This is a genomic window from Empedobacter sp. UBA7248, assembly GCF_002472945.1.
GTDB lineage: Bacteria > Bacteroidota > Bacteroidia > Flavobacteriales > Weeksellaceae > Empedobacter > Empedobacter falsenii_C.
In genome coordinates this window covers 333,519-354,736 of sequence record NZ_DKSU01000016.1, presented here as the reverse complement: position 1 = coordinate 354,736, position 21,218 = coordinate 333,519, and the positions used below count along the sequence as shown (strand labels likewise).

General features: G+C 35.1%; 18 protein-coding genes. 13 read left to right on the top strand and 5 right to left on the bottom strand.

The genetic code is table 11. The features are described from left to right. Positions 1-57 precede the first annotated feature (57 nt). From ilvA to ilvD, 5 genes are all read right to left on the bottom strand, one after another. Positions 58-1,341, bottom strand: coding sequence for a threonine ammonia-lyase IlvA (gene ilvA / locus B4A23_RS16215; RefSeq protein WP_291121428.1), 1,284 nt, complete (start codon positions 1,339-1,341; stop codon positions 58-60). A gap of 217 nt (positions 1,342-1,558) precedes the next feature. Beyond that, the gene (ilvC, locus tag B4A23_RS16210; RefSeq protein ID WP_291121426.1) at positions 1,559-3,040 is read right to left on the bottom strand and encodes a ketol-acid reductoisomerase; all 1,482 of its coding nucleotides are present in this window, start codon (positions 3,038-3,040) and stop codon (positions 1,559-1,561) included. A 43-nt stretch (positions 3,041-3,083) separates the two neighbouring features. Next, the gene (gene ilvN / locus B4A23_RS16205) at positions 3,084-3,677 is read right to left on the bottom strand and encodes an acetolactate synthase small subunit (protein WP_180905464.1); all 594 of its coding nucleotides are present in this window, start codon (positions 3,675-3,677) and stop codon (positions 3,084-3,086) included. A gap of 6 nt (positions 3,678-3,683) precedes the next feature. Further along, complete coding sequence (gene ilvB, locus B4A23_RS16200; RefSeq protein WP_291121424.1) at positions 3,684-5,444, bottom strand: biosynthetic-type acetolactate synthase large subunit; 1,761 nt, start codon at positions 5,442-5,444, stop codon at positions 3,684-3,686. Continuing rightward, positions 5,377-7,068: a dihydroxy-acid dehydratase gene (ilvD, locus tag B4A23_RS16195; protein ID WP_291121421.1), complete on the bottom strand. Its 1,692-nt coding sequence runs from the start codon at positions 7,066-7,068 to the stop codon at positions 5,377-5,379. Before ilvD ends, ilvB begins: the two co-directional genes overlap by 68 nt. Positions 7,069-7,549: 481 nt before the next feature. Between ilvD and mfd the strand changes: the two genes are divergently transcribed. The 13 genes from mfd to nuoL all read left to right on the top strand — a co-directional run bounded on the left by mfd (position 7,550) and on the right by nuoL (position 21,214). After that, positions 7,550-10,918, top strand: coding sequence for a transcription-repair coupling factor (gene mfd, locus B4A23_RS16190; RefSeq protein WP_291121419.1), 3,369 nt, complete (start codon positions 7,550-7,552; stop codon positions 10,916-10,918). A gap of 227 nt (positions 10,919-11,145) precedes the next feature. Then, entirely contained in the window at positions 11,146-11,511 is a 366-nt protein-coding gene (locus B4A23_RS16185) for an NADH-quinone oxidoreductase subunit A (protein ID WP_038333379.1), read from the top strand. Between the two features lie 29 nt (positions 11,512-11,540). Further along, on the top strand, positions 11,541-12,113 hold the full coding sequence (locus B4A23_RS16180; RefSeq protein WP_038333376.1) for an NADH-quinone oxidoreductase subunit B: 573 nt from the start codon (positions 11,541-11,543) through the stop codon (positions 12,111-12,113). A 9-nt stretch (positions 12,114-12,122) separates the two neighbouring features. After that, the gene (locus tag B4A23_RS16175) at positions 12,123-12,662 is read left to right on the top strand and encodes an NADH-quinone oxidoreductase subunit C (protein WP_038333373.1); all 540 of its coding nucleotides are present in this window, start codon (positions 12,123-12,125) and stop codon (positions 12,660-12,662) included. 2 nt (positions 12,663-12,664) lie between these two features. Beyond that, positions 12,665-13,906, top strand: coding sequence for an NADH-quinone oxidoreductase subunit D (locus tag B4A23_RS16170; RefSeq protein ID WP_038333370.1), 1,242 nt, complete (start codon positions 12,665-12,667; stop codon positions 13,904-13,906). 15 nt (positions 13,907-13,921) lie between these two features. Continuing rightward, positions 13,922-14,413 carry a complex I 24 kDa subunit family protein gene (gene nuoE / locus B4A23_RS16165; RefSeq protein ID WP_038333366.1) on the top strand — a complete coding sequence of 164 codons (492 nt, stop codon included), beginning with the start codon at positions 13,922-13,924 and terminating at the stop codon, positions 14,411-14,413. Then, complete coding sequence (gene nuoF, locus B4A23_RS16160; protein ID WP_038333361.1) at positions 14,413-15,771, top strand: NADH-quinone oxidoreductase subunit NuoF; 1,359 nt, start codon at positions 14,413-14,415, stop codon at positions 15,769-15,771. Before nuoE ends, nuoF begins: the two co-directional genes overlap by 1 nt. Before the next feature lie 7 nt (positions 15,772-15,778). Continuing rightward, positions 15,779-16,861 (top strand): 2Fe-2S iron-sulfur cluster-binding protein, encoded by a 1,083-nt coding sequence (locus B4A23_RS16155; protein ID WP_038333449.1) that lies wholly within the window; start codon positions 15,779-15,781, stop codon positions 16,859-16,861. Positions 16,862-16,885: 24 nt separating this feature from the next. Further along, positions 16,886-17,935 carry an NADH-quinone oxidoreductase subunit NuoH gene (nuoH, locus tag B4A23_RS16150; protein WP_038333358.1) on the top strand — a complete coding sequence of 350 codons (1,050 nt, stop codon included), beginning with the start codon at positions 16,886-16,888 and terminating at the stop codon, positions 17,933-17,935. 22 nt (positions 17,936-17,957) lie between these two features. Further along, positions 17,958-18,458, top strand: a complete 501-nt coding sequence (gene nuoI / locus B4A23_RS16145; protein ID WP_038333352.1) for an NADH-quinone oxidoreductase subunit NuoI — start codon at positions 17,958-17,960, stop codon at positions 18,456-18,458. Further along, on the top strand, positions 18,458-18,976 hold the full coding sequence (locus B4A23_RS16140) for an NADH-quinone oxidoreductase subunit J (RefSeq protein WP_038333350.1): 519 nt from the start codon (positions 18,458-18,460) through the stop codon (positions 18,974-18,976). Before nuoI ends, B4A23_RS16140 begins: the two co-directional genes overlap by 1 nt. A 16-nt stretch (positions 18,977-18,992) precedes the next feature. Further along, complete coding sequence (nuoK, locus tag B4A23_RS16135; RefSeq protein ID WP_026357457.1) at positions 18,993-19,319, top strand: NADH-quinone oxidoreductase subunit NuoK; 327 nt, start codon at positions 18,993-18,995, stop codon at positions 19,317-19,319. Between the two features lie 2 nt (positions 19,320-19,321). Next, entirely contained in the window at positions 19,322-21,214 is a 1,893-nt protein-coding gene (nuoL, locus tag B4A23_RS16130) for an NADH-quinone oxidoreductase subunit L (protein WP_291121416.1), read from the top strand. The last annotated feature ends 4 nt before the right edge of the window (positions 21,215-21,218 follow it).

Below are 21,218 nucleotides of genomic sequence, written 5' to 3'. Positions count from 1 at the left end.
GTTTCTAACTTAATAGAAGCTTTGCTTTTTTTGAATAATATATTAATGATGGATAAATTATCCAATCATTAATGAAAAAAGTGTGTTGTCTGTGTTAAGATATTGATATTCGAAATGATGATTTTCTAATCTAAAAATTAAACCATCTAAATCTTCTTTTTTGTCTAATTCAATGCCAACTACTGCTGGACCTGTTTCTTTGTTATTTTTTTGTGTGTATTGAAAATAGGTAATGTCATCATTTTCACCCAAAACTTCGTTCACTAATTCTTTTAAAGCGCCGGCACGTTGAGGAAAATTGATAATGAAATAGTGTTTCAAACCTTCATATTGCAAACTTCTTTCTTTTATTTCTTCCATTCGCGTAATGTCGTTGTTGCTTCCGCTAAGCACACAAACCACATTTTTTCCTTTGATTTCTTCCTTAAAAAAATCTAAAGCCGAAACACTCAAAGCGCCTGCTGGTTCTACAACAATTGCATCTTCATTGTACAAACGCAAAATGCTCGAACAAACTTTTCCTTCCGGAACTGCGCAAGTTGTTTCTAAACCTTCTGCACAGATTTTATAGGTTTTTTCGCCTGCTTTTTTTACAGCTGCACCGTCCACAAAAGGATCAATCTTCGCTAATGCAACAGATTTTTTTTGTTTGATAGCTTCTGCCATACTTGCTGCTCCACTCGGTTCTATACCAATAATTTTGGTGTTTGGACTTAATGATTTTAAAACAGAAATAACACCAGAAGCTAAACCACCTCCACCAATAGGAACGAAAATATAATCGATTGATTGATCGCATTGATTCAAAATTTCTAATGCAACTGTTCCTTGTCCTGCAATTACTTTTTCATCATCAAAAGGATGAATAAAAGTAATATTTCCTTCTTGTGATAATTGATGCGCAAAAGCTGAAGCATCATCAAATGTATCGCCATGTAAAATGATTTCGATTTGATCTTTCCCAAACCATTTTACTTGTTTTATTTTTTGTTGAGGTGTCGTGGTTGGCATCACAATTTTACCTTTAATGTTTAATTGTTGACACGAATACGCCACACCTTGTGCATGATTTCCTGCACTTGCGCAGATCACACCATTATTTTTTTCTTGTTCTGATAACTGAACGATTTTATTATAAGCACCACGCAATTTGTACGAACGGACGACTTGTAAATCTTCTCGTTTTAGATAGACATTCGCTTCAAATTGACGACTTAAATTTTCATTGAAATCGAAAGGAGTGTTTTTGGCAACTCCTTTCAAATTCATTTGTGCTAAGTTTACTTCGTCAAGCGAAACGCCTAAGGTCTCAGTTTTTTCATTTCTAAGTCCATTTGCCATAATTCACTCTTTGTTAGTTATTTATAACCTATTGTGCATTTTGATAATTTTAGCAATAAAACCGTCAGTTCGAGTGGAATTCTGTATCGAGAATAAGGTTTTAGAAGTTGAAATTCTATTCTCGATACAATTTTTATTCAGTTTGTACTGAACTAAAAATCACTCGAATTGACGAATTTTAATTCAAAATGCATAAGATGTTTATTTTAATATTTGACTATGCCGTTTTTATAGTTTTCATAGTAGTCATTGCTTTACGAAGTTTTTTTCCTACAGTTTCGACAGGATGACTACGTAAAACATCATTTATATGTACCAATGTCGCATTATCAACAGCATTGTCTTTTCCTTCGTTGTAATTTTTCCCAACAACATCTACGTTTACTTTTGTCATGAAATCTTTTAACAAAGGTTTACAAGCTTGATCGAAAAGATAACAACCATATTCTGCTGTATCAGAAATCACACGATTCATTTCGAATAATTTTTTACGAGCAATTGTATTCGCAATCAATGGTGTTTCGTGTAATGATTCGTAGTAAGCTGATTCAGGTTTAATTCCAGCTTCTACCATTGTTTCAAAAGCTAATTCAACTCCAGCACGAACAAAAGCAACCATTAATGTATAGTTATCAAAATATTCTTGTTCTGTAATATTTGCGTCGCCTGCAGGTGTTTTTTCAAAAGCAGTTTCACCAGTTTCAGCTCTCCATTTTAATAAGTTTTTGTCATCATTAGCCCAATCTTCCATCATTGTTTTACTAAATTCACCCGAAATAATATCATCTTGATGTTTTTGGAATAATGGACGCATAATATCTTTTAGTTCTTCTGATAATTCAAAAGCTTTCACTTTAGCAGGATTACTTAATCTATCCATCATACCGCTAACTCCACCATGTTTTAAGGCTTCTGTTATTACTTCCACACCATATTGAACCAATTTTGAAGCGTAACCTGGGTCAATTCCGTTTTCAACCATTTTATCGAAAGAAAGAATAGAACCTGTTTGTAAAAGACCGCATAGAATGGTTTGTTCTCCCATTAAATCAGACTTTACTTCTGCAACAAATGACGATTTTAAAACTCCCGCTCTATGACCACCAGTCCCTGCACAATATGCTTTTGCTTGGTCAAGTCCTTTTCCTTCGGGATCATTCTCTGGATGAACAGCAATTAATGTAGGAACTCCAAATCCTCTTAAATATTCTGCACGAACTTCTGAACCAGGACATTTTGGAGCAACCATGATTACCGTAATATCTTTACGAATTTGCACACCTTCTTCTACGATATTGAATCCATGAGAATATAAAAGTGTAGCGCCTTCTTTTATAAGAGGTTGAATAGTATTAACTACTTGCGTGTGTTGTTTGTCTGGTGTTAAATTTGCCACAACATCAGCATTTGGGATTAATTCCTCGAAAGTACCAACTGTAAAATTATGACTTGTTGCATTTTTCCAAGAATCTCTTTGTTGTTCAATGGCTTCTTTACGTAACGCGTACGAAACGTCTAAACCGCTGTCGCGTAGATTTAATCCTTGGTTTAATCCTTGCGCACCGCAACCTACAATTACAATTTTTTTGCCTTTTAATGCGTCTGTACCTTTTGCGAATTCAGAGTTATTTAGAAATTCTGCTTGTCCAAGTTGATATAATTGATCTCTTAATGATAGAGAATTAAAGTAATTAGTCATTTTTGTATTTTTTAATAAAATTTATTTGTTGAATTGTTCGTCTTTACATTGTGAAAACTGAGGTTCCTTCGTTTAGGAATTCATTTTCGATTACTTCTTTTGATGGCTCGTCTTTCTCGAATTGTAATAATTTTTCATGAAAACCAGCACTCGCTTTGATAATCGCTATTCTGGCTCCTCTAACAAATTCTATTAAGCCATATTTCGTTAATTCTTGTGTTAGATTATCAATTTCTTCACGATGACCAGCTGTTTCAAAAACCGTATAATCATTGCGAATCACAACTGTATTTGCACCATATTGACGCAATAAACGTTCTACGTATGCCTTTTCAGCAATAATATTCGTTGGCACTTTGTATAAAGCTTGTTCTTGCCAGATTAATTCATCATTATTATTGAAATAAGCTTTAAGAACATCGATTTGTTTCTCGATTTGCATACAAAGTTTTCGAACGACTTCTTCAGATTCTTCAATCACAATTGTAAATCGGTGTACATTTTCTATTTCTGATGGAGAAGTGCTTAAACTTTCAATATTAATTTTTCGTCGAGTAAAAATTCCTGCAACTCTTCCTAAAATTCCTATGGAATTTTCTGTATATAACGTAATTGTATATTCTTGTTTTGAGTCCATAATAATTTATTTTAATCTAATTTCAGAAACACTTGTACCTTGTTCTACCATAGGAAATACATTATTTTCTTTTCCTACTATAACTTCTAAAAGATATGAACCATCATGTTCTAACATTTCTTTTAATGCATTTTTCAAGTCATTTCTCGCCTCTATTTTTTGACCTTCTATTTGATACGCTTTTGCAAGCGCAACAAAATCTGGACTTGTAATATCTACGAAAGAATAGCGTTTGTCGTTGAATAATTCTTGCCATTGACGCACCATTCCAAGGAAGCTATTGTTTAGAATTAACATTTTTACTTTAGCTCCGAATTGCATAATCGTTCCCATTTCTTGTAACGTCATTTGGAAACCACCATCTCCACAAACCATGACAATGTCTTTTTCTGGTGCTCCGTACCATGCTCCAATTGCAGCAGGTAATCCAAAGCCCATTGTTCCTAATCCGCCCGATGTAACCAAAAGTTTAGAGTCTTTGAATTTAGCATAACGACAAGCCGACATTTGATGTTGCCCAACGTCTGTCACAATTACTGCTTCTCCGTTTGTTAACTCATTTAAGGTGTTAATAACTTCAGCCATAGACATCACATCAGTTGTTGGATGGAATTCTTTTTCAATAACTTCTGTACGTTCTTCTTTTTCGAGATCTCTAAATTCTTTTAACCATTGAGAGTGATCATTAGGATCAATTAAATTTGTTAATAACGGAAGTGTTTTTTTACAATCTCCCCAAACCGGTACAGCAATTTTTACATTTTTTCCAATTTCTGCAGGATCAATATCAAGATGAATGACTTTCGCTTGTTTTGCATATTTGTCTAAACGTCCGGTTACGCGGTCATCAAACCTCATCCCAATAGCAATTAATACATCGCAATCATTTGTTTTGACATTCGGCGCATAATTTCCATGCATTCCCAATAAACCAACATATTGTGGATGATCTGTATCCAAAGAACTTAATCCCATTAAAGTTGATGCGACAGGAATTCCAGATTTTTCTAAGAAATCTTTTAATTCTTGTTCAGCCTTTCCAAGCATAATTCCTTGACCAATAATTGCAAATGGTTTTTTAGCTTGATTAATAAGTTCTGCAGCAGCTTTTATATATTTAGTTCTTATTTCTGGTTCTGGCCTATAACTGCGGACGTGTGTGCATTTCTCATACTTTTTCTTTTCGATAAGTTGTATTTGAGCATTTTTTGTAATGTCAATCAACACAGGTCCTGGTCTTCCAGAGCGTGCGATATGAAAAGCTTTTGCTAAAACATCATTGATTTCTTCCGCATCAGTAATTTGATAATTCCATTTCGTGATGGGATTAGTAATGTTGATAACATCAGTTTCTTGAAAAGCATCCGTTCCTAAAAGAGAAGCGAAAACTTGTCCTGTGATACATACGATAGGATTACTATCAATCATGGCATCAGCAATTCCGGTTACTAAATTCGTTGCGCCTGGCCCACTCGTAGCAAAAGCTACACCTACTTTTCCTGAAGTTCTTGCATAACCTTGCGCAGCATGAATACCACCTTGTTCATGACGAACTAAAATGTGTTCTAATTTATCTTTGTAATCATACAAAGCATCGTATATAGGCATAATTGCACCACCAGGATAGCCAAAAACTGTTGAAACTCCTTCTGCTAATAAAGCATTAATAATTGCTTGTGAACCTGAAATTTGAGTTGGTTTATTGGTCAGTAAGACATCCTTCTGAAGCGTTTCCGACTTGCTTTGCGTATTTGTATAAGACTCCATTTTTTACTTTTAATGCGGGTTGTTTCCAGTTATTTTTTCGATTTTCTAATGTTTTTTCATCAACCAAAAGGTTTAATTCATTCTTGTTGATGTCAATTTCTATGAGGTCATCATTTTCGACTAATGCGATTGGACCTCCTTCAAAAGCTTCTGGTGTGATGTGGCCGACGACAAATCCGTGCGTTCCGCCACTAAATCGTCCATCAGTAATTAAAGCGACTTTATCTCCTAATCCTGCGCCGATAATGGCAGAGGTTGGTTTCAACATTTCTGGCATTCCAGGACCTCCTTTTGGTCCTTCGTTTCGGATGACGATAACACTTCCAGCTTTGATTTGTAAATCTTCGATTGCTTTCAGAACTTCAACTTCGCTATTAAAAACTTGTGCTTTTCCTTTGAAATAGAAACCTTCTTTTCCAGATATTTTTGATACTGATCCGCCTGGAGCAAGGTTTCCGTAAAGCATTTGTAAGTGTCCAGTTTCTTTTACGGGATTAGATAATGGACGAATAATATTTTGCTTAGAGAAATCTAAATCAGGAACTGATGCTAAATTTTCTGCTAATGTTTTTCCAGTAACCGTTAAACAGCTTCCATCGATTAATCCTTCTTGTAACATGTATTTCAAAACCGCAGGAACTCCACCAACTTTACTCAAATGTTCCATCAAGTATTTTCCACTAGGTTTTAAGTCTGCTATTACTGGTGTTTTATCGTTTATTGCTTGTATATCATCCAATGATAATTCGATGTTCATTGTAGCCGCAATTGCTAATAAGTGCAAAACAGCATTTGTACTCCCGCCTAAAACAACAATTGTTTTAATCGCATTCTCTAACGAATTCTTCGTGATGATATCACTTGGTTTAATATCTTTTTCTAATAAAACTCTTAGATAATGCGCTGCAGTTGTACATTCATTTTTCTTTTCTTGACTAAGCGCGGGATAAGATGAAGAATAAGGTAAACTCATTCCCATTGCTTCAATCGCCGCTGCCATTGTGTTTGCTGTGTACATTCCGCCGCAAGCACCTGGACCAGGACATGCATTCTGAATGATTCCACAAAAATCTTTGTCATCAAGATTTCCGTTTAATTTTTTACCTAATGCTTCAAATGCAGAGACAATGTTTAATTCTTCTTCTTTGTAATGTCCAGGAGCAATTGTTCCACCATAAATCATGATTGAAGGACGATTCAAACGTCCCATTGCCATAATCGATCCAGGCATGTTTTTATCACAACCTGGTATTGTGATTACTCCATCGTAAAAGTGTCCTGCACAAACAGTTTCGATTGAATCTGCGATGATTTCTCTACTTACCAAAGAGTAGCGCATTCCAGAAGTTCCGTTGGTAATTCCATCGCTAATTCCGATAGTATTGAACTTCAATCCGATCAGGTTTTCGGCTTTCATTCCGTCTTGTACCAACTGTGCAAATTGATTCAGATGCATATTGCAAGTATTTCCATCGTACCCCATACTTGCAATTCCAATTAGTGGTTTTTTTAGGTCTTCGTTGGTTAGGCCAATCCCATGTAACATCGCTTGTGACGCGGGTAAAGTGTCATTTTGCGTAACGGTTCGGCTGTGTTTGTTTAGTGCTTCGTTGTTGTTTTTCATCACTGTTTATTTGACATTGTTTGTATTAAAAACATAAAAAAGCCACCTTAAATTAAGGTGGCTCATAAAAAATCGTTCAAAAAATTCGTCATAAAACCACCTTTCCTAATCGTAAGACTAAGACTAAAATAATAATGATAATAATGACGAAATTGTTTTGCATAATATTGTTTAATTAATTTTTCTCCATAAAAAAAAGCCACCTCGTTAAGAAGTGGCTTTAATTGTTATTTTGTACGTACACAACTAATTACCACTCCTTGGAATAAGAATGACTAAAATAATCAAGTTGATAATGTTGTGAACTAATTTCATTTTCTTTTTTTGATAAATCAAAGCTAGGATTAATTTTTTTAACTTAGCTCAACTTTTTTTATAAATTTTCCGAAAATTTTTTATTAATTAAAAATTCGCATTTTAACATTGCTTTTTTTGAAGATTGTTTAAAAATAAGTTTATAAAATTTTATATTTGCAAAACTTTGGAACAGAAAACTATTCACAACGTTTTTAGCTTATACGATTCTTCAGATTTCGTACAGAAGCTTATTGTCAATTTTAAAAATAATCCACAGCATAAAGTCAATATCAAAGGTTTTTTAGGTTCAGGATTGAGCATTTTAACGGGTCATTTATATGATCGTGTTGCGCGACCAACGATTCTAATTTTTGATGACAAAGAAGAAGCGGCTTATGTGTTGAATGATTTGGAAACTTTGTTTGATAAAGAACAAATTCTATTTTTCCCGTCATCTTACAAGCGTCCTTACGAAATTGAAGAAGTAAATAATGCGAATGTTGTCATCAGAACAGAGGTTTTAAATGTGTTATCGCATTCGAAACGACCAAAAATTGTGGTGACGTACGCAGAAGCCTTGTCTGAAAAAGTGGTAACAAAAAAAGCGCTTTCTACGAATACGCTTAAAGTAAAGGTTGGGAATGATTTGGGGATTGATTTCTTAACGGAAGTTTTATCCTCTTATAATTTTCATCGTGTTGATTTTGTTTCTGAGCCGGGAGAATTCTCGATTCGTGGAGGAATTATAGATGTTTTTTCGTTTTCGAATGAACACCCTTATCGTATTTCGTTGTTTGGTGATGAGGTGGAAACCATCAGAACGTTTGATATCGAGAATCAATTGTCTATTGCAACGACAAAAGAAATTACGATTATTCCGAATCTCGAAAGTAAATCGATTAATGAAAAGCGAGAGAGTTTTTTAGAATATATTTCAAAAGATAGTTTAATCATCGCCAAAAATATTTCTGTTTTAGCAAAACAAATTACTAAGAATTTTGAACAAGCGGAGGCTGCTTTTTCAGAATTACAAGGAGAAATTAAACAAGCAGAACCGAATCAATTATTTTTGAATGAAAATGGTTTTCTTCAACAAATTTCATCGTTTGGAGTGATAGAATGTTCGATGAAATCTTATTTTGAAACAGTTGAAGAAATAGAATCACCATTCAAACCTCAACCAAGTTTTAACAAGCAATTCGAATTATTAATTGATGATTTGAATGAACACAAAACCGAAGGTTTCAAAAATGCACTGATTTGCTCCAATGAAAATCAAATCAAACGTTTCGAAGAAATCTTTGATGATATCGGAAAAGAAGTTTCGTATATTCCGGTTTTGGGTTCTATTTATCAAGGTTTTATTGATGAAGAAATCAAATTAGCATGTTATACAGATCATCAGATTTTTGGTCGATATCATAAATTTAATCTTCGAAATTCATTTTCCAAAAAAGAAGCGATTACGCTAAAGGAAATTAATTCGTTGCAAGTTGGAGATTTTGTGACGCATATTGATTATGGGATCGGGAAATTTGCTGGTTTGGTAAGATTGAATAATAATGGCGTAACGCAAGAATCAATCAAATTGATTTATCAAAATAATGATATTCTGTACGTTAATATTCATTCGTTGCATAAAATTGCGAAGTTTAGAGGAAAAGATGGCGCTGAGCCAAAAATCTCGAAACTTGGTTCGCCAGCTTGGAAAAATTTAAAGAATAAAACCAAAGCGAAAGTAAAAGAAATTGCCTTCGATTTGATTAAATTATATGCGAAACGTCGTGCTAGAAAAGGTTTTGCGTATTCGCCTGATACGTATTTGCAAAATGAGTTGGAAGCATCTTTTATTTATGAAGATACGCCTGATCAGTACAAAGCGACGCAAGATGTAAAAGCTGATATGGAATCGGAACGTCCAATGGATCGTTTGGTTTGTGGAGATGTTGGTTTTGGGAAAACAGAGGTTGCGATTCGTGCGGCCATGAAAGCTGCGGTAGACGGAAAACAAGTTGCTGTTTTGGTTCCAACAACGATTTTGGCTTTTCAACATTTCAAAACATTTTCAGAGCGTTTACGAGATTTGCCTGTGAAAGTTGCTTATCTCAATCGATTTGTAACAGGGGCAAAGAAAAAAGCGGTTTTGGATGGCTTAAAATCTGGTCAAGTTGATATTGTGATTGGGACGCATCAATTGGTTAATCCAAAAATTGAGTACAAAGATTTAGGATTATTAATTGTGGATGAAGAGCATAAATTTGGTGTTGGTGTAAAAGATAAATTGAAAACACTTCGCGAAAATATTGATACATTAACGTTGACAGCAACGCCAATTCCGCGTACACTTCAATTCTCGTTGATGGCTGCGCGAGATTTATCGGTCATCAAAACTCCTCCGCCCAATAGACAACCTGTCGATACGCAATTGGTTGGTTTTAATGAAGAGATTTTTCGTGATGCGATTATGTACGAAATGCAACGTGGTGGACAAGTTTATATCATTCACAATCGTGTGCAATCGTTGAAAGATATTGCAGGAATGGTGCAACGATTAGTTCCTGATGCGCGTGTGGCGATTGGTCATGGACAGATGGATGGAAAAGAATTAGAGGCTGTTTTGCTCGATTTTATTGATGGTCGATATGATGTTTTTGTGTCCACAACTATTATCGAATCTGGTTTGGATGTTCCGAATGCGAATACGATTTTAATTAATGATGCGCAGAATTTCGGTTTGGCAGATTTGCATCAAATGCGTGGACGTGTTGGTCGTAGTAACCGCAAAGCGTTTTGTTATTTGGTTGCGCCCCCACTTTCGGTTTTAACGGACGAAGCGCGTAAACGTTTGCAAGCAATCGAGCAGTTTTCTGATTTAGGTTCTGGATTTAATATTGCAATGAAAGATTTAGAAATTCGTGGAGCAGGAAATCTTTTAGGTGCTGAACAAACAGGATTTATGATGGATATCGGTTTCGAAACGTATCAAAAAATCTTGAATGAAGCGATTGAAGAATTGAAAGAAACAGATTTCAAAGATTTGTTCGAAGATAAAAAATCGGGAGAGGTAAAATCATATGTTTCGGATGTACAAATTGATTCGGATTTACAGATTATGTTCCCAGATGAGTACATTGAAAGTTCGGAAGAACGTTTGTTGTTATACAAAGAATTAGCTGATATCGAAACTGAAACAGATTTACAAACGTTTAAAAATAATTTGATCGATCGCTTCGGAAAATTACCAATTGAAGCCGAAAATTTATTGGAATCAATTCAATTGAAATGGATCAGTAAAAAATTAGGTTTCGAACGTTTGGTGATGAAAAATGGAGTTTTATTGGCTTATTTTATTAATAAACCACAAAGCGAATTTTATCAGTCAGACGAATTTAGATTAATTTTAAATTACGTTCAAAATAACCCTAAAAACATCAGTTTTAAGGAAAAATCACCCAAAAAAGGAGAAGAGTATCCAACATTGTTAGTACGATTTGAGCATATCAAAACTGTGCACGAAGCACTACAAAATCTACAAAATTTATTAATTCATTAACTTTTTTAAGTTTTAATTAGTAATCTAATAAAATACATAGGGAGAATTGACCAAGTTGTTAGTTCTCCTTTTTTTATTCAATCATCAAACTTCCGATATAGATAAATAATATATAATTTATCATATAAAGAACTATAACTAGCTGAAAACTAATTTACATAAATAATATGATATTTTATTATTATTTTTATCGATAAAATATTAGTTGGAAAAATAGTAAAGTAGTTATGGAAACAGCATCAAGTTATATTCCTATTCTCATCCTTTTTGTGGTTGCTTTTGCGTTTGTAGCGGGTACTATCGTTGCGACACATTTGCTTGGGCCGTCCAGAAAGACAGACGAAAAATTAGAGAATTTCGAGTCTGGGATTGAGAAAGTAGGAAATGCAAGACAGCCATTTGCAATTAAATACTTCCTAGTAGCCATTTTGTTCGTGTTATTTGACGTAGAGGTGATCTTCTTTTACCCGTATGCAGCGAATTTCAAAGAATTAGGTTGGGAAGGTTTTGCAGCAGTTGTAACATTCGTTGGATTATTCTTTGTGATGTACTTGTATGTACGCAAAAAAGGAGCTCTTAATTGGGAAAAATAGAGCGATTAAAATTCTAAAATAATAGTATAATGATTCATAATAAAAGACCAGTAACACACAATACCAATGTGAAGATTGTAGAGTCTCCAGGTGGTTTTGAAGGTGAAGGTTTTATGGCAATGCAACTATCAAAAGTAGTTGGATTAGCGCGTAAAAACTCTATTTGGCCTTTACCATTTGCGACAAGTTGTTGCGGAATCGAGTTTATGGCGACTATGGGTTCGACATACGATTTGGCACGTTTTGGATCTGAACGTTTGGCTTTTACGCCTCGTCAGTGCGATTTGTTGATGGTAATGGGTACAATTTCTAAAAAAATGGCGCCAGTTCTGAAGCAAGTTTACATTCAAATGGCAGAACCTCGTTGGGTAATTGCTGTTGGAGCTTGTGCAAGTTCGGGAGGAATTTTTGATACATATTCAGTTTTACAAGGAATTGATGAAGTAATTCCAGTAGACGTTTATGTGCCAGGTTGTCCGCCTCGTCCAGAAGCAATTATCGATGGTGTAATGCGTATTCAGGAGTTGGTAGAGAGCGAAAGTGTTCGTCGTAGAAGTAGCGAAGAATATCAACAACTTTTAGCAAGTTATGGAATTAAATAAGTTGAAATAATGGACAATTCATTTATAAAAGACCGTTTGGTTCAGAAGTTTCAAGAAAATATATACGGATACGAAGAGCATTTCGGTGTATTGACTTTATACGCTAACAAAGATTTCAATCTAAAGATTTTACAATATTTATATGATGATGAGCAATTGTCTTTCAAATTTTTGAAGGACTTAACAGCGATTCATTATCCTAATAATGTTGGAGAAGAATTGGTTGTAACCTATTTAGTTTATAATCTATACGAAGGAGTTGAAGTTCGATTAAAATTTGCTTTACCAATCGAAAAACCTTCGATTTTTACAGCAACTAAATTATTCGAAACGGCTAACTGGTTAGAGCGCGAAGCGTATGATTTCTATGGAGTTGATTTTGTAGGACATCCAAATTTGATTCGTGTCATGAATGTTCCAGAAATGGATTATCATCCATTACGCAAAGAGTTCCCATTAGAGGATCAAACGCGTAAAGACAAAGACGACGATATGTTTGGTCGTGGTGGTGATTTCAATTATGGAGGTTTTAATGTAAAAGCAAATTAACCATGGGAAAAGAGAAAACTAAAAAATTAAAGCATCTTGATCTTCCAGATGGTTCGTTAGAAAAAAGCACAATTACCTTAAACTTAGGACCTACACATCCTGCAACACATGGGGTATTTCAAAATATTTTAGAGATTGATGGTGAAATCATCAAATCTGCGGTTCCTACAGTTGGGTATATTCACCGTGCTTTTGAGAAAATTGCTGAACGCAAACCTTTGTACCAAATTACACCTTTGACAGACCGTTTGAATTATTGTTCAGCGCCGTTAAATAACTTAGGTTGGCACATGACAGTTGAGAAATTCGTTGGAATTGAAGTTCCAAAACGTGTTTCTTATTTGCGTGTTATCATTATGGAATTGGCTCGTATGGCAGATCATATCGTATGTAATTCGATTATGGGTGTTGATACAGGAGCATTTACAGGATTCCTTTATATGATGAAATATCGTGAGTTGATTTATGAGATTTACGAAGAAATTTGTGGTTCTCGTTTAACAACAAATATTGGTCGTATCGGTGGTTTCGAACGTGATTTTTCTGAAGTTGCTTGGACAAAAATCCATCGTTTCGTGAGAGAGTTTCCAGATGTCTTAACAGAGTTTGAAAATTTATTTTTACGTAACCGTATTTTTATGGATCGTACACAAGGAGTTGGAGGAATTTCGGCTGAGCGTGCATTAAATTATGGTTTCACAGGACCAAATTTACGTGCGGCTGGTGTAGATTATGATGTTCGTGTAGCGAAACCATATTCTCGTTACGAAGAATTCGAATTTGATATTCCAGTTGGTACAACGGGTGATTGTTACGATAGATTCTTAGTTCGTGGTCAAGAAATGTGGCAAAGTTTAAGTATCATCAAGCAAGCAATTGCAAAGATTGATGCATTAGAAGGAGAAGAAGCTACGCAATATCATGCCGATGCTCCAGACTTCTATTTACCACTAAAGAAAGATGTTTACACAAAAATGGAAGCGTTAATCTATCACTTCAAAATTATTATGGGAGAGGTAGATATGCCAAAAGGAGAAATTTATAATTCAATAGAAGCTGCAAATGGCGAGTTGGGTTATTATTTTGTTTCTGATGGTGGACGTTCGCCATACCGTTTACATTTCCGTAGACCTTGTTTCATTTATTATCAAGCTTATCCAGAATTGATCGAAGGATCAATGATTTCAGATGCCATTATTACAATGAGTAGTTTGAATTTGATCGCTGGAGAATTAGATGCTTAATAAAAATTATTAAAAATGGCAATTCAATTTTCAGAAGAGACACAACAAAAAGTAGATAAAATCATTGCACGTTATCCAGAGGATAAAAAACAAAGTGCATTGATTCCTTTGCTTCATGTGGCACAAGCTGAGTTTGGTGGTTGGTTAGACACACCTCATTTAGATTATGTTGCAGAAGTATTGAATATTTTACCAGTAGAAGTTTACGAAGTAGCTTCATTTTATTCGATGTTTAACTTAAATCCTGTAGGGAAATTTGTGTTAGAAGTTTGTCAAACAGGACCTTGTATGTTAAGAGGTTCAGACAAAATTATCGAGCACATCAAAACAAAATTAAATATCGAAGCTGGAGGAACTTCGGCAGATGGTTTATTTACATTAAAACCAGCCGAATGTTTAGGAGCATGTGGTTACGCGCCAATGCTACAGTTAGGAAAAACGTATCGTGAGAATTTAACGATCGAGAAAGTAGACGAATTAATCGAGGAATTGAAAAAATTAGCATAATGGGACAAAAATTACTGTTAAAAAATATTGATGTTCCAGGTATTCGTCATTACCAAGCTTACCGCGAAAATGGTGGTTATGCAAATGCTGAGAAAGCATTTAAAATGACAACGGATGAAATCTTAGAAGAAGTAAAAACTTCTGGTTTAAGAGGTCGTGGTGGAGCAGGTTTCCCAACTGGAATGAAATGGAGCTTTTTGGCAAAGCCAGAAGGTGTTCCAAGACACTTAGTAGTAAATGCAGACGAATCTGAACCAGGAACGTTCAAAGACCGTTTCTTGATGGAATATATTCCTCATTTATTAATTGAAGGAGTGTTAATTTCATCATTCTGTTTAGGTTCTAATACATCATTTATTTATATCCGTGGAGAATATGCGTGGGTTGCAGAAATTTTAGAAGAAGCAATCGACGAAGCAAAAGCTGCAGGTTGGTTAGGAAAAAACATTCAAGGAACTGGTTTCGATTGCGAAATTTATGTTCAACGTGGAGGTGGAGCTTATATCTGTGGTGAGGAAACGGCATTGTTAGAATCGTTAGAAGGTAAACGTGGAAATCCACGTCTAAAACCACCTTTCCCAGCTGTTAAAGGTTTATGGGGAAGACCAACAGTTGTAAATAATGTAGAAACTATTGCTGCAATTGTTCCAATTATTGAGATTGGAGGAGAAGCATATTCTAAAATTGGAGTTGGGCGTTCTACAGGAACAAAATTAATTTCAGCTTGTGGTAATATTAATAAACCAGGCGTTTATGAAATTGATATGACCATTACGGTTGAAGAATTTATTTATTCAGATGAATATTGTGGAGGAATTCCAAATGGAAAACGTCTTAAAGCATGTATTCCCGGCGGAAGTTCTGTGCCAATTGTTCCAGCAAACTTATTGTTAAAAACTGCCGAAGGTAAACCTCGTTATATGAATTACGAAAGTTTATCAGAAGGAGGTTTCCAAACAGGAACAATGATGGGGTCTGGAGGATTTATCGTGTTAGACGAAGATCAAGACGTTGTTTATCATACATATACATTAGCTCGTTTCTATCGTCACGAATCGTGTGGACAATGTTCACCATGTCGCGAAGGAACAGGTTGGATGGAAAAAATCTTGAAACGAATCGATGAAGGAAAAGGAAAAATGTCTGATATCGAATTGTTATGGGATGTGCAACGTAAAATCGAAGGGAATACAATTTGTCCATTAGGTGATGCAGCGGCTTGGCCAGTTGCAGCGGCAATTCGTCATTTCCGTGATGAGTTTGAATGGCATATTAATAATCCAGAAGAATGTTTGACGCGTAATTTTGGTTTAGCACATTATGCTGATCCAATCGAAATTAAAGAAACCGCAAATTAATACGAAGATGGCAGAAGAAACACCATTATTTAAAGTTACCATCGATAACGAAACGATTGAAGTGCCTGCGGGAACAACGATCCTTCAAGCCGCTCGTATGATTGGTAAAGAAGTAGCACCTCCAGCGATGTGTTACTACGGTAAATTAGAAAATACAGGAGGAAATTGTAGAACGTGTTTGGTAGAAGTATCAAAAGGTAGTGAAGCAGATCCTCGTCCAATGCCAAAATTGGTTCCGTCTTGTCGTACAACAGTTATGGACGGAATGGTTGTAGGCAATAAAACATCTGAGCGTACAGTTGAGGCACGTAAAGGGATTGTTGAATTATTATTAATCAATCACCCTTTAGATTGTCCAGTATGTGATCAGGCAGGAGAATGTAAGTTACAAGATTTAAGTTACGAGCACGGAGCAGAAGCAACGCGTTACGAATTTGATCGTCGTACATTCCCAAAAGAAGATTTAGGTCCAAATATTCAGTTGAACATGAACCGATGCATTTTATGTTATCGTTGTGTAAAAACTGCGGATCAAATCACAGGTTGTCGTGAGCATGGTGTAATGAATCGTGGAGATCACGCTGAAATTTCAACTCATATCAACAAAAGTTTAGATAATGAATTCATCGGAAATATTATTGATGTTTGTCCAGTTGGAGCTTTAACAGATAAAACGTTCCGTTTCAAAAATCGTGTTTGGTTCTTGAAACCAGTTGATGCTCATCGCGATTGCCCTACTTGTTCAGGTAAAGCACAAGTGTGGTTCCGTGGAAATGAAGTTTTCCGTGTAACAGCTCGCAAAGATGAATTTAACGAAGTAAAAGATTGGATTTGTAACACATGTCGTTTCGATAAAAAAGATATCAACGATTGGACGTTAGAAAAACCATCAGAAATTTCTAAAGATTCTGTTGTTCGTCAAGGTCATTACTTTGAGAATAAAGTGGAGCCAAAAGAAACACTTCCGAAAGTGATCAAACGCGATCCAAAAATTTTATTAGATATTCACTCGGTTTCAGAAGTAAATGAACCAAATCGTGATTTATCTAAAATTGATGGACCGGCAACAAGTAAAGATTTTAAAGATTAATCATTCGTAAATAAAATTAACAAAATGACAGAAGAATTTATTGCTGATGCATTAGAAAAGTTAGCTTTAGTAGGCGTAATGATTGGTTTTGCATTAGTTGTTGCCATGTACTCTACTTGGGCTGAGCGTAAAGTTGCAGCATTCTTACAAGATCGTATCGGACCAAACCGTGCAGGTATTTTTGGTTTATTACAACCACTTGCTGATGGTTTAAAATTATTCTCGAAAGAGGAAATTACACCAAAAGATTCGAATAAATTTTTATTCATCTTAGGTCCATCTTTGGCAATGATTGTAGCTTGTATGACAGGTGCGGTTATTCCATGGTCGACAGCTTTCGAGATTGGAGATCGTGTAGTTGTTCCTCAAATTGCAGATGTTAACATCGGATTTTTATACATTTTAGGTGTATTAAGTTTAGGTGTTTATGGAATTATGATCGGTGCTTGGGCATCGAATAACAAATACTCTTTAATGGGAGGTTTGCGTGCAGCTTCGCAGATTATTTCGTACGAATTACCGATGGGAATCGTGTTAATCACCATTTTGATGATGACAGGTTCTTTAAAATTGAGTGATATTGTACATTATCAACAAGAGCATGCGTGGTTTATCTTATTACAACCATTAGGATTTATTATTTTCTTAGTGTGTTCGTTCGCAGAAACTAACCGTACGCCGTTCGACTTACCAGAAGCAGAAAATGAGTTAATTGGAGGTTATCACTCAGAATATTCTTCGATGAAGATGGGATTCTTCTTATTTGCAGAATACATCAACATGTTTATCAGTTCTGTGGTAATTTCTACCTTATATTTTGGTGGATACGATATCCCATTTGTAGACGATGCAACATTAGTAAACTCTATCGGAGTAAATGGAACGGCAATTCTTAATTTCCTTTCATTATTCGGTAAAGCTTGTTTCTTCATCTTCTTCTATATGTGGGTGCGTTGGACGATTCCTCGTTTCAGATATGACCAATTAATGGATTTAGGTTGGAAAAAATTATTGCCTTTAGCATTAATCAATATGTTAATTACAGGCTTAGTGATTTTATTATTAAACAAGTAGAATCATCAAAATCATTAAAAGTATGAAACCAATTACAAATAGAGTAAAACAAGTAGAACGTAAACCCCTTACTTTTTGGGAAAGTATCTATTTGATTTCTATCGCAAAAGGGTTGATGATTACATTGAAGCACTTCTTTTCGAAGAAAGCAACAATTAGTTATCCAGAAAAACAAAGACCGTTTAGTCCTGTATTTAGAGGATTACACGTTTTGAATAGAGACGAAGAAGATCGCGAAAACTGTACGGCTTGTGGACTTTGTGCTTTGGCTTGTCCAGCAGAAGCGATTACAATGGAAGCGGCAGAAAGACTTCCTGGCGAAGAAAATCTTTACCGCGAAGAAAAATATGCTGCGAAATATGAAATTAACATGTTACGTTGTATTTTCTGTGGATTCTGTGAAGAAGCTTGTCCAAAAGATGCTGTTTATTTATCGCAAACAGTTCCACCAGCAAGTTTCAAACGTCAAAACTTTATCTATTCGAAAGAAGATTTATTAATCCCGAAAAAAGCTACAAATTAATGGAATTACCTATCATTTTATTCTATGTTTTGTCGAGCTTAACGGTGTTAAGTGCGCTACTAATGGTGTTCAGTAAAAATCCTGTACATTCCATTTTATATTTAATCGTAACATTCTTCTGCATCAGTGGACATTATGTATTGCTAAACGCACAGTTTTTGGCAATTGTAAACGTCATTGTCTATGCCGGAGCAATTATGGTATTGTTCTTATTCGTGGTGATGTTGATGAACTTGAATAGTGAAAAGAAATCATTTGGTCGACCAGCAAAAATATTAGCAGCGAGTTTAATCTCTTTGTTATTTGTTGCCTTGACAATTGGTATTTTCTCACAAAATCAAGCTTCTGCAAACACAGCAGTAGAAATGGGAACAGGTGATTTAGGATTGATTCACAACTTAGGATCATTGTTGTATTCAGAATATGTTTTACCATTCGAGTTGAGCAGTATTTTGTTTATTTCTGCAATGATTGGAGCGGTGATGTTATCGAAAAAGGACGAAGAATTATTGGATTAAATATAAAAAGTAAAAGATGTTACCAATCAGTTATTATATTACTTTATCATTAATCCTATTCGGAATAGGAATGGCTGGCGTAATGATTCGTCGTAACGCAATTGTCATTTTTATGTGTATAGAATTGATGTTAAATTCTGTGAATTTGTTGTTAGTAGCGTTCTCAAAAATGCACTATCACGCAAATCCAGCATTAGAAAAAGGAACAGATGCACAACTTTTAGTATTCTTTATTATGGTTGTAGCTGCGGCTGAGGTTGCTGTAGGATTATCAGTGATAATTTTATTGTTCCGCAAAGTATACTCGGTAGATATTAATGTGTTAAATCGTTTAAAAGGTTAAGAATGGAGCAGTATATATGGTTAATTCCTTTGATTCCATTCATCGGATTTTTAATTAACGGTTTAGGACGAAATGTACTTTCTAAAAGCTTAGTGACTTTCATTGGAAGTGGAGCAGTTTTGGCAAGTTTCATTTTATCAATCATGGTTTTTATGTCAGTTCCATCAGGAGCAGATGCGCAACCATTAATTTTTAAGGCATTTGATATTATCAATATTCCAACTTTACAAGTTCCGTTTGCATTTCAAATTGATGCATTAACGAGTTTGTTCTTGTTAATTATTACAGGAGTTGGATTTTTAATTCACGTGTATAGCTCGGCTTACATGAGCGAAGACAAAGGATTTGCAAAATTCTTTTCTTACCTAAATTTATTCATTTTCTTCATGTTGATTCTTGTTATGGGAAACAATTTTGTAATGATGTTTATTGGATGGGAAGGAGTAGGATTATGTTCATTCTTGTTAATTGGTTTTTGGTTTACAAATCCAGAATATATCAAAGCAGCGAAGAAAGCCTTCATCATGAACCGTATCGGAGATGTTGGATTTTTATTGGCGATGTTTTGGATTTTCAAAGAATTTGGAACGTTAGAATATGTAAAAGTATTCAGCCAATTAGCAATTGATCCATCTGCATTTACAGGTTTTGTATTAACAGGAATCACATTATTGTTATTCTTAGCAGCAACAGGTAAATCGGCTCAATTACCATTATTTACATGGTTACCAGATGCGATGGCAGGACCAACGCCAGTTTCAGCACTTATTCACGCTGCAACAATGGTAACGGCAGGTATTTTTATGATTACACGTTGCAACGAATTATTTTCGGCAGCGCCAATCACCTTGCAAGTTATTCAGTATGTAGGAATTGCAACAGCTTTTGTTACTGCAACTATTGCAATGCGTCAAAACGATATCAAAAAAGTATTGGCTTATTCTACAGTTTCTCAATTAGGATTAATGTTTGCAGCAATTGGATCTGGAGCGTATATCGCAGCAGTTTTCCACGTAATGACGCACGCATTTTTCAAAGCATTATTATTCTTAGGAGCAGGTTCTGTGATTCACGGAATGCACCACGAGCAAGATATGCGCAAAATGGGAGGTTTAAGCAAATACATGAAAATTACTCATATCACTTTCTTGATTGGATGTTTGGCAATCGCTGGTATTCCAGGATTATCAGGTTTCTTCTCGAAAGACGAAATGTTATTAGGAATGTTTGTTTCTAATCCAGTTGTTTACGGAATCGGATTTATCGTTTCTGTGATGACAGCATTCTATATGTTCCGTTTATATGCAATGACTTTCTTAGGAGATTTAAGAGATAAAGATGCTCATCCGCACGAAAGTCCAGCAGCAATGACAATTCCATTAATCATCTTAGCAGTTCTTTCTGTATTAGCAGGTTATGTAGGAATTCCAGCATTGTTTATGCAAGACGGACATAAACTTCAAACTTTCTTAAGTGGAGTTGTATCAATCGGAGAAGCTCATCACGTTTCTCATGCAACAGAATGGATGATGATTGGAGCTTTATTACTTTGTGTGCTTGGTGCAATTTATTATGCGATCAAGAAATACACAAACCATGTAGATGGTGAAGCAACTGGAATTGCAAAATTCTTTGAAGATAAATGGTACATCGACGAGTTATACGACAATGCAATTGTAAAACCATTGTTCGAGTTAGGTGATGTCTTGAAAAAATATGTAGAAAAAGCAGGAATTGCAGCTTTTGTTTTAGGAGTTGGAACTGTTTCTGGTCGCGCATCAAAAAATGTACGTCAGCTACAAAACGGGAATGTAGGATTCTATATTATGCTAATGGTTGTAGGAATCGTGGCAGGTATCGCAATCTTTTTTATGGGGTATTTAATTTCAAAATAGGTTA

Bases quoted from the DNA above. Each gene is read 5' to 3' on its own strand.
- B4A23_RS16180 (WP_038333376.1), top strand. From the start codon at position 11,541: ATGATTCATAATAAAAGACCAGTAACACACAATACCAATGTGAAGATT.
- ilvD (WP_291121421.1), bottom strand. From the start codon at position 7,068: ATGAAAAACAACAACGAAGCACTAAACAAACACAGCCGAACCGTTACG.
- ilvN (WP_180905464.1), bottom strand. From the start codon at position 3,677: ATGGACTCAAAACAAGAATATACAATTACGTTATATACAGAAAATTCC.
- nuoF (WP_038333361.1), top strand. From the start codon at position 14,413: ATGGGACAAAAATTACTGTTAAAAAATATTGATGTTCCAGGTATTCGT.
- B4A23_RS16170 (WP_038333370.1), top strand. From the start codon at position 12,665: ATGGGAAAAGAGAAAACTAAAAAATTAAAGCATCTTGATCTTCCAGAT.
- ilvB (WP_291121424.1), bottom strand. From the start codon at position 5,444: ATGGAGTCTTATACAAATACGCAAAGCAAGTCGGAAACGCTTCAGAAG.
- nuoE (WP_038333366.1), top strand. From the start codon at position 13,922: ATGGCAATTCAATTTTCAGAAGAGACACAACAAAAAGTAGATAAAATC.
- B4A23_RS16175 (WP_038333373.1), top strand. From the start codon at position 12,123: ATGGACAATTCATTTATAAAAGACCGTTTGGTTCAGAAGTTTCAAGAA.
- nuoK (WP_026357457.1), top strand. From the start codon at position 18,993: ATGTTACCAATCAGTTATTATATTACTTTATCATTAATCCTATTCGGA.
- nuoL (WP_291121416.1), top strand. From the start codon at position 19,322: ATGGAGCAGTATATATGGTTAATTCCTTTGATTCCATTCATCGGATTT.
- B4A23_RS16140 (WP_038333350.1), top strand. From the start codon at position 18,458: ATGGAATTACCTATCATTTTATTCTATGTTTTGTCGAGCTTAACGGTG.
- B4A23_RS16155 (WP_038333449.1), top strand. From the start codon at position 15,779: ATGGCAGAAGAAACACCATTATTTAAAGTTACCATCGATAACGAAACG.
- B4A23_RS16185 (WP_038333379.1), top strand. From the start codon at position 11,146: ATGGAAACAGCATCAAGTTATATTCCTATTCTCATCCTTTTTGTGGTT.
- nuoI (WP_038333352.1), top strand. From the start codon at position 17,958: ATGAAACCAATTACAAATAGAGTAAAACAAGTAGAACGTAAACCCCTT.
- nuoH (WP_038333358.1), top strand. From the start codon at position 16,886: ATGACAGAAGAATTTATTGCTGATGCATTAGAAAAGTTAGCTTTAGTA.
- ilvA (WP_291121428.1), bottom strand. From the start codon at position 1,341: ATGGCAAATGGACTTAGAAATGAAAAAACTGAGACCTTAGGCGTTTCG.
- ilvC (WP_291121426.1), bottom strand. From the start codon at position 3,040: ATGACTAATTACTTTAATTCTCTATCATTAAGAGATCAATTATATCAA.